The organism is Leclercia sp. 1548, from assembly GCF_050435045.1.
GTDB classification, from domain to species: Bacteria; Pseudomonadota; Gammaproteobacteria; order Enterobacterales; family Enterobacteriaceae; genus Enterobacter; species Enterobacter adecarboxylatus.
Genome location: NZ_JBNDJP010000003.1, coordinates 1 through 17,665, shown reverse-complemented (window position 1 = coordinate 17,665; position 17,665 = coordinate 1). Strand labels below are relative to the sequence as shown.

Genomic DNA, 17,665 nt, shown 5'->3' with positions numbered 1-17,665 from the left:
ACGCCAATAAGTAACGCGGAATCTGAAGATGGCTGAACCACGTTTCGTACACCTGCGGGTGCACAGCGACTATTCCATGATTGATGGGCTGGCGAAGACCGGGCCGCTGGTGAAAAAGGCGGCCGCGCTTGGCATGCCTGCGCTGGCGATCACCGACTTCACCAACCTGTGCGGTCTGGTGAAGTTCTACGGAACGGCGCACGGTGCCGGTATGAAGCCGGTGATTGGTGCCGATTTTCACGTTCAAAGCGAGCTGCTCGCCGATGAAATGACGCAGATCACCGTGCTGGCGCTGAATAACACGGGTTATCAGAACCTGACTCTTTTGATCTCCCGCGCCTATCAGCGTGGCTACGGCGCGCAGGGTCCATGGATCGATCGGGAGTGGCTGGCGGAGCTGAATGAAGGGCTGCTGCTAATCTCCGGCGGGCGTATGGGCGATGTTGGCCGCTGCCTGTTGCGCGGCAATGGCGCGCTGGTGGAGCAGTGTGTCGATTTTTATAAAGAATATTTTCCGGATCGCTTCTACCTGGAGCTGATCCGCACCGGCCGTCCTGATGAAGAGAGTTATCTGCACGCCGCGGTGGCGCTGGCAGAAGAGCATGGATTGCCAGTGGTGGCATCCAACGATGTGCGCTTTATCAATGCCGACGACTTTGACGCCCATGAAATTCGCGTCGCCATCCACGATGGGTTTACCCTCGACGATCCGAAACGCCCGCGTAACTATTCGCCGCAGCAGTACATGCGCAGCGAAGAGGAGATGTGCGAGCTGTTTTCCGATATCCCGGAAGCGCTGCAAAACAGCGTAGAGATTGCTAAACGCTGCAACGTCACCGTTCGCCTGGGCGAGTATTTCCTGCCGCAGTTCCCGACCGGCGACATGACCACCGAAGACTTCCTGGTCCTGAAATCGAAAGAGGGTCTGGAAGAGCGTCTGGAGTTTCTCTTCCCGGATCCGGCCGTTCGCGCCGAAAAGCGCCCGGAATATGACGAACGTCTGGATATTGAACTTCAGGTTATCAACCAGATGGGGTTCCCCGGCTACTTCCTGATCGTAATGGAGTTTATCCAGTGGTCGAAGGATAACGGCGTACCGGTAGGGCCGGGCCGTGGTTCGGGTGCCGGATCGCTGGTGGCCTATGCGCTGAAAATCACCGACCTCGATCCGCTTGAGTTTGACCTGCTGTTCGAACGTTTCCTCAACCCGGAACGTGTCTCGATGCCCGACTTCGACGTCGACTTCTGCATGGAGAAACGCGACCAGGTTATCGATCACGTGGCCGACATGTACGGCCGCGATGCGGTATCACAGATTATTACCTTCGGGACCATGGCGGCAAAAGCGGTTATCCGCGATGTGGGGCGCGTACTGGGGCATCCGTACGGCTTTGTTGACCGTATCTCGAAGCTGGTACCGCCTGATCCGGGCATGACCCTGGCGAAAGCCTTCGAAGCAGAGCCGCAGCTGCCAGAAATCTACGAGGCCGACGAAGAGGTCAAAGCGCTGATCGATATGGCGCGTAAGCTGGAAGGCGTCACCCGTAACGCCGGTAAACACGCCGGTGGGGTGGTTATTGCCCCGACCAAAATCACCGATTTTGCGCCACTCTACTGCGATGAAACCGGTTCGCACCCGGTCACCCAGTTCGATAAGAACGACGTAGAATACGCTGGCCTGGTGAAGTTTGACTTCCTCGGCTTGCGTACGCTCACCATCATCGACTGGGCGCTGAAGATGATCAACCCGCGCCGGGCCAAACAGGGCCTGGAGCCGATCGATATCGCCGCGATCCCGCTGGATGACAAGAAAAGCTTCGACATGCTGCAGCGTTCGGAAACCACGGCGGTGTTCCAGCTTGAATCCCGCGGCATGAAAGATCTGATCAAACGCCTGCAGCCTGACTGCTTCGAAGACATGATCGCCCTGGTGGCACTTTTCCGTCCGGGGCCGCTGCAGTCGGGGATGGTAGATAACTTTATCGACCGTAAGCACGGCCGCGAAGAGCTTTCCTATCCTGATGTGCAGTGGCAGCATGAAAGCCTGAAGCCGGTACTGGAGCCAACCTACGGCATTATCCTGTATCAGGAACAGGTTATGCAGATTGCCCAGGTACTCTCTGGCTATACCCTCGGCGGCGCGGACATGCTGCGTCGTGCTATGGGTAAGAAAAAGCCAGAAGAGATGGCCAAGCAGCGTTCTGTCTTTGAGGATGGGGCGAAAAAGAACGGCATCGACGGCGAACTGGCGATGAAAATCTTCGATCTGGTAGAGAAATTTGCCGGATACGGGTTTAACAAATCGCACTCCGCTGCCTACGCGTTGGTCTCCTATCAGACCCTGTGGCTCAAAGCGCACTACCCGGCAGAGTTTATGGCCGCGGTAATGACCGCCGATATGGATAACACCGAGAAGGTGGTGGGCCTGGTGGATGAGTGCTGGCGAATGGGGCTGAAGATCCTGCCGCCGGATATCAACTCCGGTCAGTACCATTTCCACGTCAATGATGACGGAGAAATTGTTTACGGTATCGGCGCGATTAAAGGCGTGGGTGAAGGCCCGATCGAAGCGATCATCGAGGCCCGTAATCAGGGCGGTTATTTCCGCGAGCTGTTCGACCTGTGCGCCCGTACCGATATTAAAAAGCTTAATCGCCGGGTGCTGGAAAAGCTGATCATGTCCGGGGCGTTTGACCGTCTCGGGCCGCATCGTGCCGCGCTGATGAACTCGCTGGCCGATGCCCTGAAGGCCGCCGATCAGCACTCAAAAGCGGAAGCTATTGGTCAGGCGGATATGTTTGGCGTGCTGGCAGAAGAGCCGGAGCAGATTGAACAATCCTATGCCAGCTGCCAGCCGTGGCCGGAACAGACGGTTCTGGATGGTGAGCGTGAAACGCTAGGCCTGTACCTGACCGGGCACCCGATCAACCAGTATCTTAAAGAAATTGAGCGCTATGTCGGAGGCTATCGGCTGAAAGACATGCATCCGACAGAACGTGGTAAGATTACCACGGCTGCGGGGCTCGTCATTGCCGCGAGGGTTATGGTCACCAAGCGCGGCAATCGTATCGGCATCTGTACGCTGGATGACCGTTCCGGACGTCTGGAGGTGATGTTATTCACCGACGCACTGGATAAATATCAGCAGTTGCTGGAAAAAGACCGCATACTTATCGTCAGCGGACAGGTCAGCTTTGATGACTTCAGCGGGGGGCTTAAAATGACTGCCCGCGAAGTGATGGACATTGACGAAGCCCGGGAAAAATATGCTCGCGGGCTTGCTATCTCGCTGACGGACAGGCAAATTGATGACCAGCTTTTAAACCGACTCCGTCAGTCTCTGGAACCCCACCGCTCGGGGACCATTCCAGTACATCTCTACTATCAGAGGGCGGATGCGCGTGCACGGTTGCGCTTTGGTGCGTCGTGGCGTGTCTCTCCGAGCGATCGTTTACTCAACGATCTGCGTGGCCTCATTGGTTCGGAGCAGGTGGAACTGGAGTTTGACTAATACAGGAATACTATGAGTCTGAATTTCCTTGATTTCGAACAGCCGATTGCAGAGCTGGAAGCGAAAATCGATTCTCTGACCGCCGTTGGCCGTCAGGATGAAAAACTGGATATTAACATCGACGAAGAAGTGCATCGTCTGCGTGAAAAGAGCGTAGAACTGACGCGCAAAATCTTTGCCGATCTCGGCGCATGGCAGGTAGCCCAGATGGCGCGCCATCCACAGCGTCCGTACACCCTGGATTATGTCCGCCTGGCGTTCGATGAATTCGACGAGCTGGCAGGCGATCGCGCTTATGCCGACGATAAAGCTATCGTTGGTGGTATCGCACGCCTCGACGGTCGTCCGGTGATGATTATTGGCCACCAGAAAGGGCGCGAAACGAAAGAAAAAATTCGCCGCAACTTCGGGATGCCAGCGCCGGAGGGTTACCGTAAAGCCCTGCGTCTGATGGAGATGGCCGAGCGTTTCAACATGCCGATCATCACCTTTATCGACACCCCGGGTGCATACCCTGGCGTCGGTGCAGAAGAGCGCGGTCAGTCTGAAGCGATTGCCCGCAACCTGCGCGAAATGTCACGCCTGACCGTGCCAGTCATCTGTACCGTTATCGGTGAAGGTGGCTCCGGTGGCGCGCTGGCTATTGGCGTGGGCGATAAAGTGAATATGCTGCAGTACAGCACCTATTCCGTTATCTCCCCGGAAGGCTGTGCATCCATTCTGTGGAAAAGCGCCGACAAAGCGCCGTTGGCTGCTGAAGCGATGGGCATTATCGCCCCGCGTCTGAAAGAGCTGAAGCTGATCGATACCGTTATCCCGGAACCTCTGGGTGGCGCGCACCGTAAGCCGGAAGTGATGGCGGCCTCTCTGAAGGCACAGCTGTTGGCCGATCTCGCAGATCTCGACGTGCTGAGCAAAGAAGATCTGCTTAACCGTCGTTACCAGCGTCTGATGAGCTACGGTTACGCGTAAGCCAGGCCATACTCTGAAAAGCCGCACATCGTTGCGGCTTTTTTTATGCCTGCGATTTACCTCAACTATGCTTAGTGAATGTTTTTTAAGGAGGTAAACCGTGAACATCATTGCCATTATGGGGCCGCACGGCGTCTTTTATAAAGACGAACCCATCAAGGAGCTGGAGCAGGCGTTAACATCCCGCGGGTTTCAACTTATCTGGCCACAAAACAGCGCCGATCTACTGAAATTTATCGAACACAATCCGCGTATTTGCGGCGTTATCTTCGACTGGGATGAGTACGACCTCGAGCTGTGTAGCGATATCAATCAACTTAATGAATATCTTCCGTTGTATGCCTTTATTAATACGCATTCATCGATGGATATCAGCGCGCAAGAAATGCGTATGGCGCTGTGGTTTTTTGAGTATTCCCTTGGGGTGGCAGACGATATCGCCGCCCGTATCCAGCAATATACCGGTGAGTACCTTGATACCATCACCCCGCCGTTTACCCGTGCACTCTTCACCTATGTGAAAGAGGGGAAATACACTTTCTGCACCCCGGGCCATATGGCGGGAACGGCGTATCAGAAAAGCCCGGTGGGCTGTCTGTTTTATGATTTCTTTGGCGGGAACACGCTAAAGGCAGATGTGTCGATCTCGGTGACGGAGCTGGGATCGCTGCTGGATCATACCGGTCCACATCTTGAAGCCGAAGAGTATATCGCCCGCACCTTCGGGGCCGAGCAGAGCTATATGGTGACTAACGGCACCTCCACCTCGAACAAAATTGTCGGCATGTACGCCGCGCCGGATGGCAGTACTTTACTGATTGATCGCAACTGCCACAAATCGCTGGCGCATCTGCTGATGATGAGCGACGTGGTGCCGATCTGGCTATCGCCCACCCGTAACGCGCTGGGTATTCTGGGCGGTATCCCGCGCCGGGAATTCTCCCATGCGGCAATTGAGAGTAAAGTGGCGACCGTTCCGGGGGCAAGCTGGCCTGTTCATGCGGTGATCACCAACTCCACCTACGACGGCCTGCTGTACAACACCAACTGGGTGAAACAGACCCTGGATGTGCCCTCGATCCATTTTGACTCTGCATGGGTGCCCTATACCAATTTCCACCCGATCTATGCCGGTAAAAGCGGGATGAGCGGCGGGCGGGTGCCGGGAAAAGTGTTCTTCGAAACCCAGTCCACGCATAAGATGCTGGCGGCGTTTTCCCAGGCCTCGCTGATCCACATTAAAGGTGAATACGACGAAGAGACTTTCAACGAAGCCTTCATGATGCATACCACCACCTCGCCGAGTTACCCGCTGGTGGCTTCGATTGAAACCGCGGCGGCAATGCTGCGCGGCAATCCCGGTAAGCGTCTGATCAACCGCTCTGTTGAGCGCGCCCTGCATTTTCGCAAAGAGGTCCAGCGACTTAAAGATGAAGCCGACGGTTGGTTCTTTGATATCTGGCAACCGGACGATATCGACGAAGCCGAATGCTGGCCGGTTGCACCTGGGGAGAGCTGGCATGGCTTTCGCGATGCCGATGCGGATCATATGTTCCTCGATCCGGTTAAAGTCACCATTCTCACACCGGGTATGGATGAGCAGGGCGTGATGAGCGAGGAGGGGATCCCGGCTGCGCTGGTGGCGAAGTTCCTTGATGAGCGCGGTGTCGTGGTGGAGAAAACCGGGCCATATAACCTGCTGTTCCTGTTCAGCATTGGTATCGATAAAACCCGGGCGATGGGATTGCTGCGCGGGTTGATGGAGTTTAAACGCGCCTACGATCTGAATCTGCGGGTCAAAAATATGCTGCCGGATCTCTATGCCGAGGATCCTGACTTTTACCGCAACATGCGCATTCAGGATCTGGCCCAGGGGATCCATAAGCTTATCCGCCAGCACGATCTGCCGCGGCTGATGCTACAGGCGTTTGACGTTCTGCCGGAAATGAAGCTCACTCCCCATCATGCCTGGCAGCGGCAGGTGAAAGGGGAGGTGGAAACGGTCGATCTGGAGGATCTGGTCGGGCGGATCTCCGCCAATATGATCCTGCCCTATCCGCCGGGCGTGCCGTTATTGATGCCGGGAGAGATGATCACCGAGCAGAGCAGGGCGGTGCTGGATTTCCTGCTTATGCTCTGTTCGATTGGTCGTCATTATCCTGGGTTCGAAACCGATATCCATGGCGCCAAACGGGATGAAGATGGCAACTATCGGGTACGTGTCCTAAAAGCGCAGTGACCCCTTGCACGGCACGGGGGTTCGGATATAACGTTCAGGCACATTAAAAAGGAGAAACTATGCTGGGCTTAAAGCAGGTTCACCATATTGCCATTATTGCTACCGACTACGCCGTGAGTAAGGCGTTTTACTGCGATACGCTGGGATTTACCCTGCAAAGTGAGTTTTATCGCGAGGAGCGCGACTCCTGGAAGGGAGACCTGGCGCTGAACGGCCAGTACGTCATTGAGCTGTTTTCGTTCCCATTCCCGCCAGCGCGCCCGTCCCGGCCGGAAGCCTGCGGTTTACGTCATCTCGCCTTTAGCGTAGATGATATCGACCAGGCCGTGCAGCATCTCGACGCGCATGGCGTAAAGTGTGAAGCCATCCGCATCGACCCCTTCACTGGCAAACGCTTCACCTTCTTCACCGATCCTGATGGCCTGCCGCTGGAGCTGTACCAGCAGTAACGCTTGCCTCCCTGGGAATTGCCCGGTAACGTGCCGGGCATCTTCCTGCACAGATGATGACGATGACCACAGCCGATCTTCAGCTCGCCCTCCACCCATACCGCCGACTGCTGGTGGGATTTAGCGGTGGCCTGGATTCCACGGTTTTGCTGCATCAGCTGATGCGCTGGCGTGAACATGCACCCGACCTCGAACTGCGCGCTATCCACATTCACCACGGTCTCAGCCCACATGCTGACAGTTGGGTGGCGCATTGCCAACGCCTCTGTCACGAATGGGATATTCCCCTGATCGTGGCGCGGGTGATGCTGGCGGAAGAGGGGCTGGGGCTGGAAGCGCAGGCACGAAAGGCGCGTTATGCCGCTTTTCACGAGGCGCTGTTACCCGGGGAAGCGCTGGTCACGGCGCAACACCTGGACGATCAGTGTGAAACCTTTTTGCTGGCGCTCAAGCGCGGTAGCGGCCCGGCGGGACTGTCGGCCATGCCTGTGCGGGCACGTTTTGCCGATACCGAACAGATCCGTCCCCTGCTCGGCAAGACGCGAGAATCGCTGCTTGCCGAGGCGCAGCATTGGGGTCTTCGCTGGATTGAGGATGAAAGTAACCAGGACGACAGCTATGACCGCAATTTCCTGCGTCTGCGTGTAGTGCCCCTGCTGACACAACGCTGGCCCCATTTCGCACAAGCCACCTCCCGTAGCGCCACGCTGTGCGCGGAACAGGAGCAGCTCCTTGATGAGCTGCTGGCTGAGGAGCTGTCGTCCCTGGTTTCTGACGACGGGGCGCTGGCGATCGCGCCGCTGGAGGCGATGAGCGCGGTACGTCGGGCTGCACTCCTGCGAAGATGGCTGGCGGCACACGGGGCGTTAATGCCGTCGCGCGCTATGCTTACCCGGCTCTGGGATGAAGTGGCGCTTGCCAGGGAAGATGCGGCACCGCGGCTGCGTTCAGGTGAGGGAGAAATCAGGCGCTTCAAGGGGCAACTGTGGTGGGTAAAAAGCCACGCATCGCTTGCCGATCGGGTTATCGACTGGCCCTGTCTGGATCGGCCTCTGTTGCTACCGGAAGGGCTGGGCACTCTGCATCTCAACGCAGGCGGTAACTTGCGCCTGCCGCAGCCTGATGAGCCGGTGACGGTGCGCTTCCGGGCCAGCGGAACGTTGCACATTGTCGGGCGAAACGGGGGGCGTAAGATCAAAAAAATCTGGCAGGAGCTTAATGTTGCGCCCTGGCGTCGGGATGCCACACCGCTACTGTTTTATGGCGAAACGCTGGTGGCGGCTGCGGGCGTGTTTGTGACGCGAGAAGGCGTGGCGGATACGGATAAAGGTGTACAACTGGAGTGGAATACGTAACGGACAGCAGGCTGCCCGTTACAGAGGATCAGGACTCGCTCACCACGACGGTGCCGATTTCGGGATGACTGAAGCTGGCGATTTTATCGAGACGGAGTTCACGCGTTGCGCCGCCGTCCTCGACCACCAGGTACTCCACATTTTTACGGGATACCAGATCGTTCGCCTTTGCCTTCAGGACTTCGCCATCTTTTAACGTCAGCGTCAGAACCAAATGATGCTGGCAGGCGAGTTCGAGGTTGTCATAGTCATCACAATTGATGGGTTGATAAGTTTCATTCATTGACATAATCGCTCACCAGTAAATTCGCAGCAGCATAGGCTGCCTTTTCTCTGACCGATTCTGAAAGCGTGTCATCCGACGCTATTTCATTCAGAACTTTCAATACACAGCCCAACGCATCGGGGACATACCCCAGATCGCCGCTGGCAATTTCCGCATACCGTTTGCGAATTAGCTCACAATAATTATTCACATCCCCTCCTGCCAGCGCACTGACTTTACTGTGAGATACAATTAAGCCTACGAGCATTAACCCGGTTTAGCAAGGTGACTATACCATACTCATTTAAGCAATATCAGCAGGTTGATATAGCAGACATTCGCGAGCCTGTAACAGCCTTTTGGCAGAGATTTCGCTACAATGCGCACCTGATTCGAAAGGAGTTCTCTCATGGCGCTTAAAGCGACAATTTACAAAGCCGCGGTCAATGTGGCGGATTTAGACCGCAATCAGTTCCTGGATGCGACATTAACGCTGGCGCGTCATCCCTCTGAAACCCAGGAGCGCATGATGCTGCGTCTGCTGGCATGGATTAAGTATGCCAACGAGCGACTGCAGTTTACCCGCGGCTTAAGCGCGGAAGAGGAGCCAGAAGCCTGGCTGCGCAACGACCATATGGGTATCGATCTGTGGATTGAGCTTGGCCTGCCGGATGAGCGCCGTATTAAGAAAGCCTGCACCCAGTCTGCCGAAGTGGCGCTCTTCACCTATAACAGCCGCGCCGCGGAGATCTGGTGGCAGCAGAACAAGAACAAATGCTCGCAATTCAATAACCTGTCTGTCTGGTATCTGGATGATGAACAGTTGGCTAAGCTGAGTGCGTTTGCCGGGCGAACCATGATCCTGCAGGCGACGATTCAGGATGGTGCCATCTGGTTATCGGATGCTGAGAATAATCTGGAAATTCATCTTGTAGCCTGGCAGTCCCGCTCATGATTGTTGTGTCCCGAACGGTCAGCCTCCCTGATAATGACGTTGAGATCACCGCGATCCGCGCTCAGGGAGCAGGGGGCCAGCATGTGAATAAAACCTCAACGGCTATTCATCTGCGCTTTGACATTCGGGCATCCAGCCTGCCAGAGTACTATAAAGAACGTTTGCTGGCCGCCAGCCACCATCTGATCACCAGTGAAGGGGTGATTATTATCAAAGCCCAGGAGTACCGCAGCCAGGATATGAACCGGGAAGCGGCGCTGGCCCGGCTGGTGGCGGTGATCCAGGAACTCACGGCAGTGCAAAAAAGCCGTCGGGCGACCCGTCCGACCCGCGCCTCGAAAGAGCGCCGCCTGGCGTCTAAGTCACAGAAATCATCCGTCAAGGCGCTGCGTGGCAAAGTTCGCCGTCCTCAGGATTAACGGGCGACAGTTGAGATACGATAAGGAATAAAAAGTGAAATCAGCGATATTTTCCGTGGTGGCAGCAAGCGCGCTGTTCGTCCTGATGGGGTGTCATAACCGTGCTGAGATGGAAGTGCTGGAACCGACCCAGGCAGAGGCGTTAAAACCCATGCAGCAGAGCTGGCGCGGTGTCTTGCCTTGCGCTGATTGCGAGGGTATCGAAACCTCGCTGTTTCTGGAAAAAGATGGCACCTGGGTAATGAACCAGCACTATCAGGGCGCCAAAGCCCCTTCCACTTTTGCCAGCTATGGTACATGGGCCAGAACTGCCGATAAGCTGGTGCTGACCGATACGGCGGGCGAAAAGCGTTATTTCCGTGCCAAAGGCGAAGGGCTGGAGATGCTCGACATGCAGGGCAACCCCATCGTGTCACAGTTTAACTACACGCTGGCACCGGTAACCGCCGCGCTGCCGGCGACACCAATGGCGATGCGTGGCATGTATTTCTATATGGCTGATGCAGCGATCTTCACCGACTGTGCCACCGGCAAAAAGGTGAGTGTGGCAAATAACGCTCAGCTGGAGCGGGATTACGCAGCAGCGCGTGGGAATGATACTAAACCGGTGCTGCTCACGGTTGACGGTCACTTTACGCTGCAAGCCAACCCGGACAGCGGGGAAAAAATCAAAACGCTGGTGCCGGACCGCGACGCCAGGTTTGAAGCTGGTAAGAATTGCGACAGCAAATAGCTGAAATAAAAAACCCCGCTGAAGCGGGGTTTTTTGTGGCTTATGCCTTGATAGCTTTCACCAGGTAATCAAGCACCTCACCGGTCTTGATCATCTGTTTCTCGCCGTTACGACGGTATTTGTACTCAATTTCGTCATTGTCGATGTTACGATCGCCGATAACCACAGTGTGTGGAATACCGATCAGTTCCATATCGGCAAACATCACGCCCGGACGCTCTTTACGATCGTCCATCAGCACTTCGATACCCTGCGCACGCAGCTCGCTGTATAGCTTCTCGGCCAGTTCCTGGACGCGATAAGACTTGTGCATGTTCATCGGCAGGATTGCTACCTGGAACGGTGCAATGTTGTCCGGCCAGACGATACCGCGTTCGTCGTGGTTCTGCTCAATTGCAGCGGCTACCACGCGCGTTACCCCAATACCATAGCAACCCATGGTCAGGATCTGGTTACGGCCATCTTCACCCTGTACGGATGCGTTCAGTGCCTGGGAATACTTGTTGCCCAGCTGGAAGATGTGGCCCACTTCGATACCGCGTTTGATCTGCAGCACGCCCTGGCCATCCGGGCTTGGATCGCCTGCGACCACATTACGAATGTCAGCCACTTCCGGGGTCGCTACGTCGCGATCCCAGTTGATGCCGAAGAAGTGTTTACCATCAACGTTGGCACCGGCAGAGAAATCGCTCATTGCCGCAACGGTACGGTCAATCACTACCGGGATCGGCATATTGACCGGGCCGAGAGAGCCTGGACCGGCATTCACCACCGCGCGGATTTCTGCTTCGGTCGCGAAGGTCAGTGGGCTGGCAACCTGTGGCAGTTTTTCTGCCTTAACTTCGTTCAACTCGTGATCGCCACGCACCAGCAGGGCTACCAGCGGGTAGCTGCTGCCTTCAACCGCTTTCACCAGCAGCGTTTTAACGGTTTTTTCAACCGGCAGATTGAACTGCTCAACCAGCTCAGCAATGGTTTTGGCGTTCGGCGTATCAACCAGCGTCATCGCTTCAGTGGCTGCCGCGCGTGGCGTAGCGGGTGCCAGGGCTTCAGCAAACTCAATGTTAGCCGCGTAATCAGAGGTGTCAGAGAAGATCACATCATCTTCGCCGCTCTGCGCCAGCACCTGGAATTCATGGGATGCGCTACCGCCGATGGAACCGGTATCGGCCTGTACAGCACGGAAATCCAGACCCATACGGGTGAAGATTTTGCTGTACGCGTCGTACATCTTGTCATAGGTCTCTTGCAGTGATTCCTGTGAGGTATGGAAGGAGTACGCATCCTTCATCAGGAATTCACGGGAACGCATCACGCCAAAACGCGGGCGTACTTCGTCGCGGAATTTGGTCTGGATCTGATAGAAGTTCAGCGGCAGCTGTTTGTAAGAGCTGAGCTCGTTACGGATCAGATCGGTGATCACTTCTTCATGCGTTGGACCCAGAACAAATGGGCGCTCGCCGCGGTCAACAAAGCGCAGTAATTCCGGGCCGTACTGCTCCCAACGACCGCTCTCCGCCCACAGGTCTGCGGGCTGAACCACGGGCATGGACACCTCAATGGCACCGGCGTTATCCATCTCTTCACGCACGATGTTTTCGACTTTTCTCAGGACGCGCAGGCCGGTCGGCAGCCAGGTATACAACCCGGAGGCCAGCTTGCGGATCATCCCGGCGCGCAGCATCAGCTGATGGCTGATAACTTCGGCGTCGGCAGGTGTCTCCTTCAATGTGGAGAGCAGATATTGGCTAGTACGCATGTTGTTACGGTTCCATTTCGACGATTGGAACAGGCTGACAGGGCAGCCTGACACAAAAAAAGTGGTTTAGTTTACCAGTGTGGCAATGATGCCAAAAGAGAAGAGAATAAAATTACTGCGGCTCGAGGGCAAACACTTCAAAGCCCGCCGCCGTAACGCGCCAGCGAACATTGAAGTCCAGCAACAAGACGGCGTAACTTTTCCCGGCCTCTTCTTCCTTGCGATAGGCTGGGCGAGGATCTTGCGCCAGCACCTCGACGATAAAATCCCGTAGGCGAGGGTAACGCTTTTCCAGTTGGATTAACGTGTGAACCAGCTCGTCGGTAAAGTACACCGGCATATCCGCCTGAGGGGCAAGCTGGGCATAGCTGGCACGCGCATCCGGCAAGGCTTCGGCAAAGGGCAGATAGGGTTTGATATCCACTACCGGCGTGCCGTCGACCAGATCCAGACTGCCCAGTTCGAGAATCACCTGGTCTTTTTGACAGCGGATGCCTTTCAGTTCAACGAGCGACATACCGACGGGGTTCGGGCGGAAGGTCGAGCGCGTGGCAAATACCCCCATCCTGGCATTACCGCCGAGACGAGGCGGGCGCACGGTTGGCCGCCAGCCGCCAGCCATGGTCTGATGAAAGATAAACAGCACCCACAGGTGGCTAAACGCTTCCAGTCCGCGCACGGCATCGGCCTGATTATACGGCGCGAGCAAGTGAAGTTCGCCGCCACCGCTTTTTACCAGCCCAGGCTGACGGGGTACGGCAAACTTCTCTTTATAAGGAGAGCGGATAACGCCTATCTGCTCGAACTGGAACACACTCATTTTGCCGAGACGTTAAGAGCAGTACCTACGCAAACAGCCTGGCGGTAGCAGCCTGGCGTGCCGCTGGTGACTTCGCAGCTGTGCAGCAGAACCGCATTGGCCTTCATTTTTGAGGCATTGATCTGCATGCGTTTACGTGCCGTTGGGATATTCGGCGGAGAGTCCTGATTGCTGGCCTGGCAAGATTCGCCGGAGACTTCACCCAGATCGCGGAACGGTTTACCGATTAACGCTTCAGCGCTGGTATAGATTTTGACTGGCGCAGGGCGTGGCGCTTTTGGTTTTTCAGGCTCCACTTTTGGCGGGGTTGCTGTGCTTTTAACAGGTTCAACAGGAGATCTGCTTAGCATAGAACAGCCGCTCAGCATCAGTGCTAAAAGACAGATCGGTAAAGCACGCATAATATTTCCTCTATGAATAATCAAATCGTCAGTTATTGAATCAGTTGCCTGCATAAATGACAAGACGGGCTTTCGCCCGTCATGAATGATATTACACAAAGGTCAGATTACCAGCCTTTAACTGCTCCGCCGTTAAAGACTTTGTTGGCTTCCTGGTAAACTTCATCAGACTGGTAAGCCTGTACGAATTTCTTCACGTTCTCCGCGTCTTTATTATCTTCACGGGTTACGATCAGGTTCACGTACGGGGAATCTTTGTCTTCAACGAAGATACCGTCTTTGGCTGGCGTCAGGTTGATCTGGCTGGCGTAAGTCGTGTTAATAACCGCCAGGGCGATCTGCGCATCGTCTAGAGAACGTGGCAGCTGTGGTGCTTCCAGCTCAACAATTTTCAGGTTCTTTGGATTGCCGGTAACGTCCAGAACGGTCGGCAGCAGGCCAACACCGTCTTTCAGCGTAATCAGGCCCACTTTCTGCAGCAGCAGCAGGGAACGACCGAGGTTAGTTGGATCGTTAGGTACCGCAACCTGAGAACCGTCCTGCAGCTCTTCTAACGATTTAATTTTCTTGGAGTAGCCCGCGATTGGATAAACGAAGGTATTTCCTGCCGCAACCAGCTTGTAGCCGCGATCTTTGATCTGCTGATCCAGGTACGGTTTGTGCTGGAAGGCATTAGCGTCGATATCGCCTTTGCTCAGTGCTTCGTTCGGCAGAACGTAATCGTTGAAAGTTACCAGCTCGACGTCGAGGCCATACTTCTCTTTCGCCACTTTGGCTGCCGTCTCTGCAACCTGCTGTTCCGCACCGACGATAACGCCCACTTTGATGTGATTTGGATCTTTTTCATCCTGACCGCAGCCTACCAGTGCCAGAGAGCCAATCAGCGCGCCTACCGCAGCAAAGGTCTTCAATTTAAACGCCATGTTCTTATCCTTAACTCGTCGAGTTTGTATTGTGTAACGTTATTTGTGCGTAACTGCCCGGACGATGCGATCGCCTGAGAATTGAATGAGATAAACCAGTACAACCAGCAGGACCAGCACGGTATTCATAACAGTGGCATTGTAGCCAATGTAGCCGTACTGATAACCGATCTGACCCAGACCGCCTGCACCGACAGCGCCGCCCATCGCAGAGTAACCCACCAGGGTAATCAGCGTGATGGTTGCCGCATTCACCAGACCCGGCAGGGCTTCTGGCAGTAAGATTTTGCGAACGATCTGCATCGGCGTTGCACCCATGGCGCGTGACGCTTCAATCAGACCTGACGGGATCTCTAACAATGCGTTCTCAACCATACGGGCGATAAATGGCGCCGCGCCTACAGTCAGGGGAACGATAGCCGCCTGCAGGCCGATGGAAGTTCCAACAATAACGCGGGTGAAGGGAATCATCCACACCAACAGAATAATGAAGGGAATAGAACGGAAGATGTTCACCAGCGCAGAGAGCGTGCGATACAGTTTTGCGTTCTCGATAATTTGACCCGGGCGGGTGACATACAGCAGTACGCCTACCGGCAGACCAATGACAAAACCGAAAAAGCCGGATACGAAGGTCATTGCCAGCGTTTCCCATACGCCGCGTGCCAGCAACCACATCATTGCCTCAGACATAACCCAGTACCTCTACTTTTACATGATGCTCTTGCAGCCAGGCGATAGCGGCCTGGGTATCCTGTTGTGTGCCGTGCATTTCGGTCAGCATGATGCCGAACTTCACGCCACCGGCGTAATCCATCTGCGCGCTAATAATATTGTTGTTCACGTTGAAACGACGGGCGGTTTCAGACAGCAGTGGGGCATCCACTGACTTGCCCGTAAATTCCATTCGCAGCATTGGCACGCTGTCGGTTGTTGGAGAGCTTTTTAAACGCGCCTGATAATCTTCCGGGATATCCAGATGTAATGTGGCCTGAATAAACTGCTGCGCCAGCGGGGTTTTGGGATGCGAGAACACCTCGCTCACGCTGTCTTGCTCAATCAGTTCACCCTGACTGATCACCGCCACGCAGTCGCAAATACGCTTAACCACGTCCATCTCGTGCGTAATAAGGAGGATGGTCAGTCCCAGGCGACGGTTAATGTCTTTTAATAGTTCCAGAATCGAGCGGGTAGTTGCAGGATCCAGGGCGCTGGTGGCTTCGTCACAGAGCAACACTTTTGGATTGCTTGCCAGCGCACGTGCAATGGCCACGCGCTGTTTTTGCCCGCCGGATAAGTTAGCAGGGTAGATATCATGCTTATCGCTCAGACCGACCAGATCCAGCAGCTCAGTAACGCGACGTTTGATTTCGTCTTTTGGCGTATTGTCCAGCTCCAGCGGCAAGGCGACGTTGCCAAATACGGTGCGGGAGGAGAGCAGGTTAAAGTGCTGGAAGATCATGCCAATCTGGCGGCGAGCTTTGGTTAAATCCGTTTCGGAAAGGGTTGTCAGCTCCTGGCCATCAACCTGAACCTGACCTTTAGTCGGGCGTTCGAGCAGGTTAACGCAACGGATGAGCGTACTTTTACCTGCACCGGAGGCACCAATGACGCCATAAATCTGTCCAGCCGGAACATGCAGGCTAACGTTGTTCAACGCCTGAATGGTTCGGTTCCCTTGCTGGAACACTTTGGTGATATTCGAAAGTTTAATCATTAGATTATTTTTATCGTATGTAAGTTAGCCGTGGCATTTTCTGCTGCCTTATACGGGCGATGACCGTCAACAAAATGGATGTTAAGGCATCCAGACGTCTAAATCAATCCAACTCTGCGTGATGAGCACTTTATTGCGCGGTGATTCATGAGATACTAACCGGACATCCCTTTTCAGGAGCAAACCGGTGGCAAAATCAGTACCCGCAATTTTTCTCGATCGTGACGGCACTATTAATGTTGATCATGGCTACGTGCATGAGATAGACGAATTTGAATTCATCGATGGCGTTATTGATGCCATGCGTGAATTAAAAGAGATGGGTTTTGCGCTGGTGGTCGTCACCAACCAGTCAGGTATCGCGCGCGGTAAATTCACCGAAGCACAGTTTGAGACATTAACTGAATGGATGGACTGGTCATTGGCCGATCGTGGCGTCGACCTGGACGGTATCTATTATTGTCCTCATCACCCGCAAGGAACCGTGGACGAATATCGTCAGACCTGTGATTGCCGTAAACCGCATCCGGGCATGCTCATCTCGGCACAAGAGTTCCTTCATATAGATATGAGCGCTTCATATATGGTGGGCGACAAACTGGAAGATATGCAGGCAGCTGTCGCAGCAGGTGTCGGTCATAAAATTCTGGTGCGTACCGGCAAACCCGTTACGCCAGAAGCAGAAAATGCAGCGGATTGGGTGATTAATAGCCTTGCAGCACTGCCGGAAACCATCAAAAAGCAGCAAAAATAGGCGTTATGGCCAAAAGGTGAGCGGTTGAAATAAAATTGTCTTTTCCCGCTTGTCACCGCCAGAGAACTCCCTATAATGCGCCTCCATCGACACGGCAGATGTGAATCACTTCACACAAACAGCCGGGCCGGTTGAAGAGAAAAGCGTGAAATAATCGCTTGACTCTGAAAGAGGAAAGCGTAATATACGCCACCTCGCAACGGTGAGCGAAAGCCGCGTTGCACTGCTCTTTAACAATTTATCAGACAATCTGTGTGGGCACTCAAAGTGACATGGATTCTTAACGTCCTCGGACGAAAAATGAATACCAAGTCTCTGAGTGAACATACGTAATTCATTACGAAGTTTAATTCACGAGCATCAAACTTAAATTGAAGAGTTTGATCATGGCTC

The 17,665-nt window shown here is 54.6% G+C and carries 17 protein-coding genes; 9 read left to right on the top strand and 8 right to left on the bottom strand.

Annotated elements, in window-relative coordinates; all coding sequences use genetic code 11:
• The first annotated feature begins 28 nt into the window (after nucleotides 1-28).
• From dnaE to tilS, 5 genes are all read left to right on the top strand, one after another.
• On the top strand, nucleotides 29-3,511 hold the full coding sequence (gene dnaE, locus ABIE02_RS09670) for a DNA polymerase III subunit alpha (protein ID WP_032616628.1): 3,483 nt from the start codon (nucleotides 29-31) through the stop codon (nucleotides 3,509-3,511).
• Nucleotides 3,512-3,523: 12 nt separating this feature from the next.
• On the top strand, nucleotides 3,524-4,483 hold the full coding sequence (accA, locus tag ABIE02_RS09665; RefSeq protein ID WP_032616629.1) for an acetyl-CoA carboxylase carboxyl transferase subunit alpha: 960 nt from the start codon (nucleotides 3,524-3,526) through the stop codon (nucleotides 4,481-4,483).
• 100 nt (nucleotides 4,484-4,583) lie between these two features.
• Nucleotides 4,584-6,722: a lysine decarboxylase LdcC gene (locus tag ABIE02_RS09660; RefSeq protein WP_032616631.1), complete on the top strand. Its 2,139-nt coding sequence runs from the start codon at nucleotides 4,584-4,586 to the stop codon at nucleotides 6,720-6,722.
• Nucleotides 6,723-6,781: 59 nt separating this feature from the next.
• Nucleotides 6,782-7,171, top strand: a complete 390-nt coding sequence (locus tag ABIE02_RS09655) for a VOC family protein (RefSeq protein WP_032616632.1) — start codon at nucleotides 6,782-6,784, stop codon at nucleotides 7,169-7,171.
• A 62-nt stretch (nucleotides 7,172-7,233) separates the two neighbouring features.
• Nucleotides 7,234-8,526, top strand: a complete 1,293-nt coding sequence (tilS, locus tag ABIE02_RS09650) for a tRNA lysidine(34) synthetase TilS (RefSeq protein WP_051916109.1) — start codon at nucleotides 7,234-7,236, stop codon at nucleotides 8,524-8,526.
• Nucleotides 8,527-8,554: 28 nt separating this feature from the next.
• Here tilS and rof read toward each other — a convergent pair whose 3' ends face one another.
• Both rof and ABIE02_RS09640 read right to left on the bottom strand, forming a co-directional pair.
• Nucleotides 8,555-8,815, bottom strand: coding sequence for a Rho-binding antiterminator (gene rof / locus ABIE02_RS09645; protein WP_032616633.1), 261 nt, complete (start codon nucleotides 8,813-8,815; stop codon nucleotides 8,555-8,557).
• Nucleotides 8,802-9,002 (bottom strand): YaeP family protein, encoded by a 201-nt coding sequence (locus ABIE02_RS09640; protein ID WP_032616635.1) that lies wholly within the window; start codon nucleotides 9,000-9,002, stop codon nucleotides 8,802-8,804. Before ABIE02_RS09640 ends, rof begins: the two co-directional genes overlap by 14 nt.
• Nucleotides 9,003-9,200: 198 nt before the next feature.
• On the opposite strand from ABIE02_RS09640, the gene ABIE02_RS09635 reads away from it, so the two are divergent.
• The 3 genes from ABIE02_RS09635 to nlpE are packed head-to-tail and all read left to right on the top strand — an operon-like array spanning nucleotide 9,201 to nucleotide 10,898.
• Entirely contained in the window at nucleotides 9,201-9,746 is a 546-nt protein-coding gene (locus ABIE02_RS09635; RefSeq protein WP_032616636.1) for a YaeQ family protein, read from the top strand.
• Nucleotides 9,743-10,165, top strand: a complete 423-nt coding sequence (gene arfB, locus ABIE02_RS09630; protein WP_130589266.1) for an alternative ribosome rescue aminoacyl-tRNA hydrolase ArfB — start codon at nucleotides 9,743-9,745, stop codon at nucleotides 10,163-10,165. The genes ABIE02_RS09635 and arfB overlap by 4 nt, the downstream gene beginning before the upstream one ends.
• Nucleotides 10,166-10,199: 34 nt before the next feature.
• Nucleotides 10,200-10,898: an envelope stress response activation lipoprotein NlpE gene (nlpE, locus tag ABIE02_RS09625; protein ID WP_130589265.1), complete on the top strand. Its 699-nt coding sequence runs from the start codon at nucleotides 10,200-10,202 to the stop codon at nucleotides 10,896-10,898.
• A 40-nt stretch (nucleotides 10,899-10,938) separates the two neighbouring features.
• Here the strand turns inward: nlpE and proS are convergent, their stop codons facing one another.
• From proS to metN, 6 genes are all read right to left on the bottom strand, one after another.
• A complete protein-coding gene (proS, locus tag ABIE02_RS09620; protein ID WP_336994875.1) occupies nucleotides 10,939-12,657 on the bottom strand; it encodes a proline--tRNA ligase in 1,719 nt (572 codons plus the stop codon).
• A gap of 112 nt (nucleotides 12,658-12,769) precedes the next feature.
• On the bottom strand, nucleotides 12,770-13,477 hold the full coding sequence (gene tsaA / locus ABIE02_RS09615; protein WP_032616642.1) for a tRNA (N6-threonylcarbamoyladenosine(37)-N6)-methyltransferase TrmO: 708 nt from the start codon (nucleotides 13,475-13,477) through the stop codon (nucleotides 12,770-12,772).
• Nucleotides 13,474-13,878, bottom strand: a complete 405-nt coding sequence (rcsF, locus tag ABIE02_RS09610) for an Rcs stress response system protein RcsF (RefSeq protein WP_032616643.1) — start codon at nucleotides 13,876-13,878, stop codon at nucleotides 13,474-13,476. The genes tsaA and rcsF overlap by 4 nt, the downstream gene beginning before the upstream one ends.
• 107 nt (nucleotides 13,879-13,985) lie before the next feature.
• Nucleotides 13,986-14,801: a methionine ABC transporter substrate-binding lipoprotein MetQ gene (metQ, locus tag ABIE02_RS09605; protein ID WP_032616644.1), complete on the bottom strand. Its 816-nt coding sequence runs from the start codon at nucleotides 14,799-14,801 to the stop codon at nucleotides 13,986-13,988.
• A gap of 39 nt (nucleotides 14,802-14,840) precedes the next feature.
• Nucleotides 14,841-15,494, bottom strand: a complete 654-nt coding sequence (locus ABIE02_RS09600; RefSeq protein WP_032616645.1) for a methionine ABC transporter permease MetI — start codon at nucleotides 15,492-15,494, stop codon at nucleotides 14,841-14,843.
• Nucleotides 15,487-16,518 carry a methionine ABC transporter ATP-binding protein MetN gene (gene metN / locus ABIE02_RS09595; protein WP_059308690.1) on the bottom strand — a complete coding sequence of 344 codons (1,032 nt, stop codon included), beginning with the start codon at nucleotides 16,516-16,518 and terminating at the stop codon, nucleotides 15,487-15,489. The genes ABIE02_RS09600 and metN overlap by 8 nt, the downstream gene beginning before the upstream one ends.
• A gap of 187 nt (nucleotides 16,519-16,705) precedes the next feature.
• Here metN and gmhB point away from each other — a divergent pair, with 187 nt between their 5' ends.
• On the top strand, nucleotides 16,706-17,272 hold the full coding sequence (gmhB, locus tag ABIE02_RS09590) for a D-glycero-beta-D-manno-heptose 1,7-bisphosphate 7-phosphatase (RefSeq protein ID WP_032616648.1): 567 nt from the start codon (nucleotides 16,706-16,708) through the stop codon (nucleotides 17,270-17,272).
• The last annotated feature ends 393 nt before the right edge of the window (nucleotides 17,273-17,665 follow it).

Excerpts from the sequence above, each read along its gene's own strand:
- dnaE (WP_032616628.1), top strand. The coding sequence starts at position 29 with ATGGCTGAACCACGTTTCGTACACCTGCGGGTGCACAGCGACTATTCC.
- accA (WP_032616629.1), top strand. The coding sequence starts at position 3,524 with ATGAGTCTGAATTTCCTTGATTTCGAACAGCCGATTGCAGAGCTGGAA.
- ABIE02_RS09655 (WP_032616632.1), top strand. The coding sequence starts at position 6,782 with ATGCTGGGCTTAAAGCAGGTTCACCATATTGCCATTATTGCTACCGAC.
- tilS (WP_051916109.1), top strand. The coding sequence starts at position 7,234 with ATGACCACAGCCGATCTTCAGCTCGCCCTCCACCCATACCGCCGACTG.
- rof (WP_032616633.1), bottom strand. The coding sequence starts at position 8,815 with ATGTCAATGAATGAAACTTATCAACCCATCAATTGTGATGACTATGAC.
- ABIE02_RS09635 (WP_032616636.1), top strand. The coding sequence starts at position 9,201 with ATGGCGCTTAAAGCGACAATTTACAAAGCCGCGGTCAATGTGGCGGAT.
- arfB (WP_130589266.1), top strand. The coding sequence starts at position 9,743 with ATGATTGTTGTGTCCCGAACGGTCAGCCTCCCTGATAATGACGTTGAG.
- proS (WP_336994875.1), bottom strand. The coding sequence starts at position 12,657 with ATGCGTACTAGCCAATATCTGCTCTCCACATTGAAGGAGACACCTGCC.
- tsaA (WP_032616642.1), bottom strand. The coding sequence starts at position 13,477 with ATGAGTGTGTTCCAGTTCGAGCAGATAGGCGTTATCCGCTCTCCTTAT.
- rcsF (WP_032616643.1), bottom strand. The coding sequence starts at position 13,878 with ATGCGTGCTTTACCGATCTGTCTTTTAGCACTGATGCTGAGCGGCTGT.
- metQ (WP_032616644.1), bottom strand. The coding sequence starts at position 14,801 with ATGGCGTTTAAATTGAAGACCTTTGCTGCGGTAGGCGCGCTGATTGGC.
- ABIE02_RS09600 (WP_032616645.1), bottom strand. The coding sequence starts at position 15,494 with ATGTCTGAGGCAATGATGTGGTTGCTGGCACGCGGCGTATGGGAAACG.
- metN (WP_059308690.1), bottom strand. The coding sequence starts at position 16,518 with ATGATTAAACTTTCGAATATCACCAAAGTGTTCCAGCAAGGGAACCGA.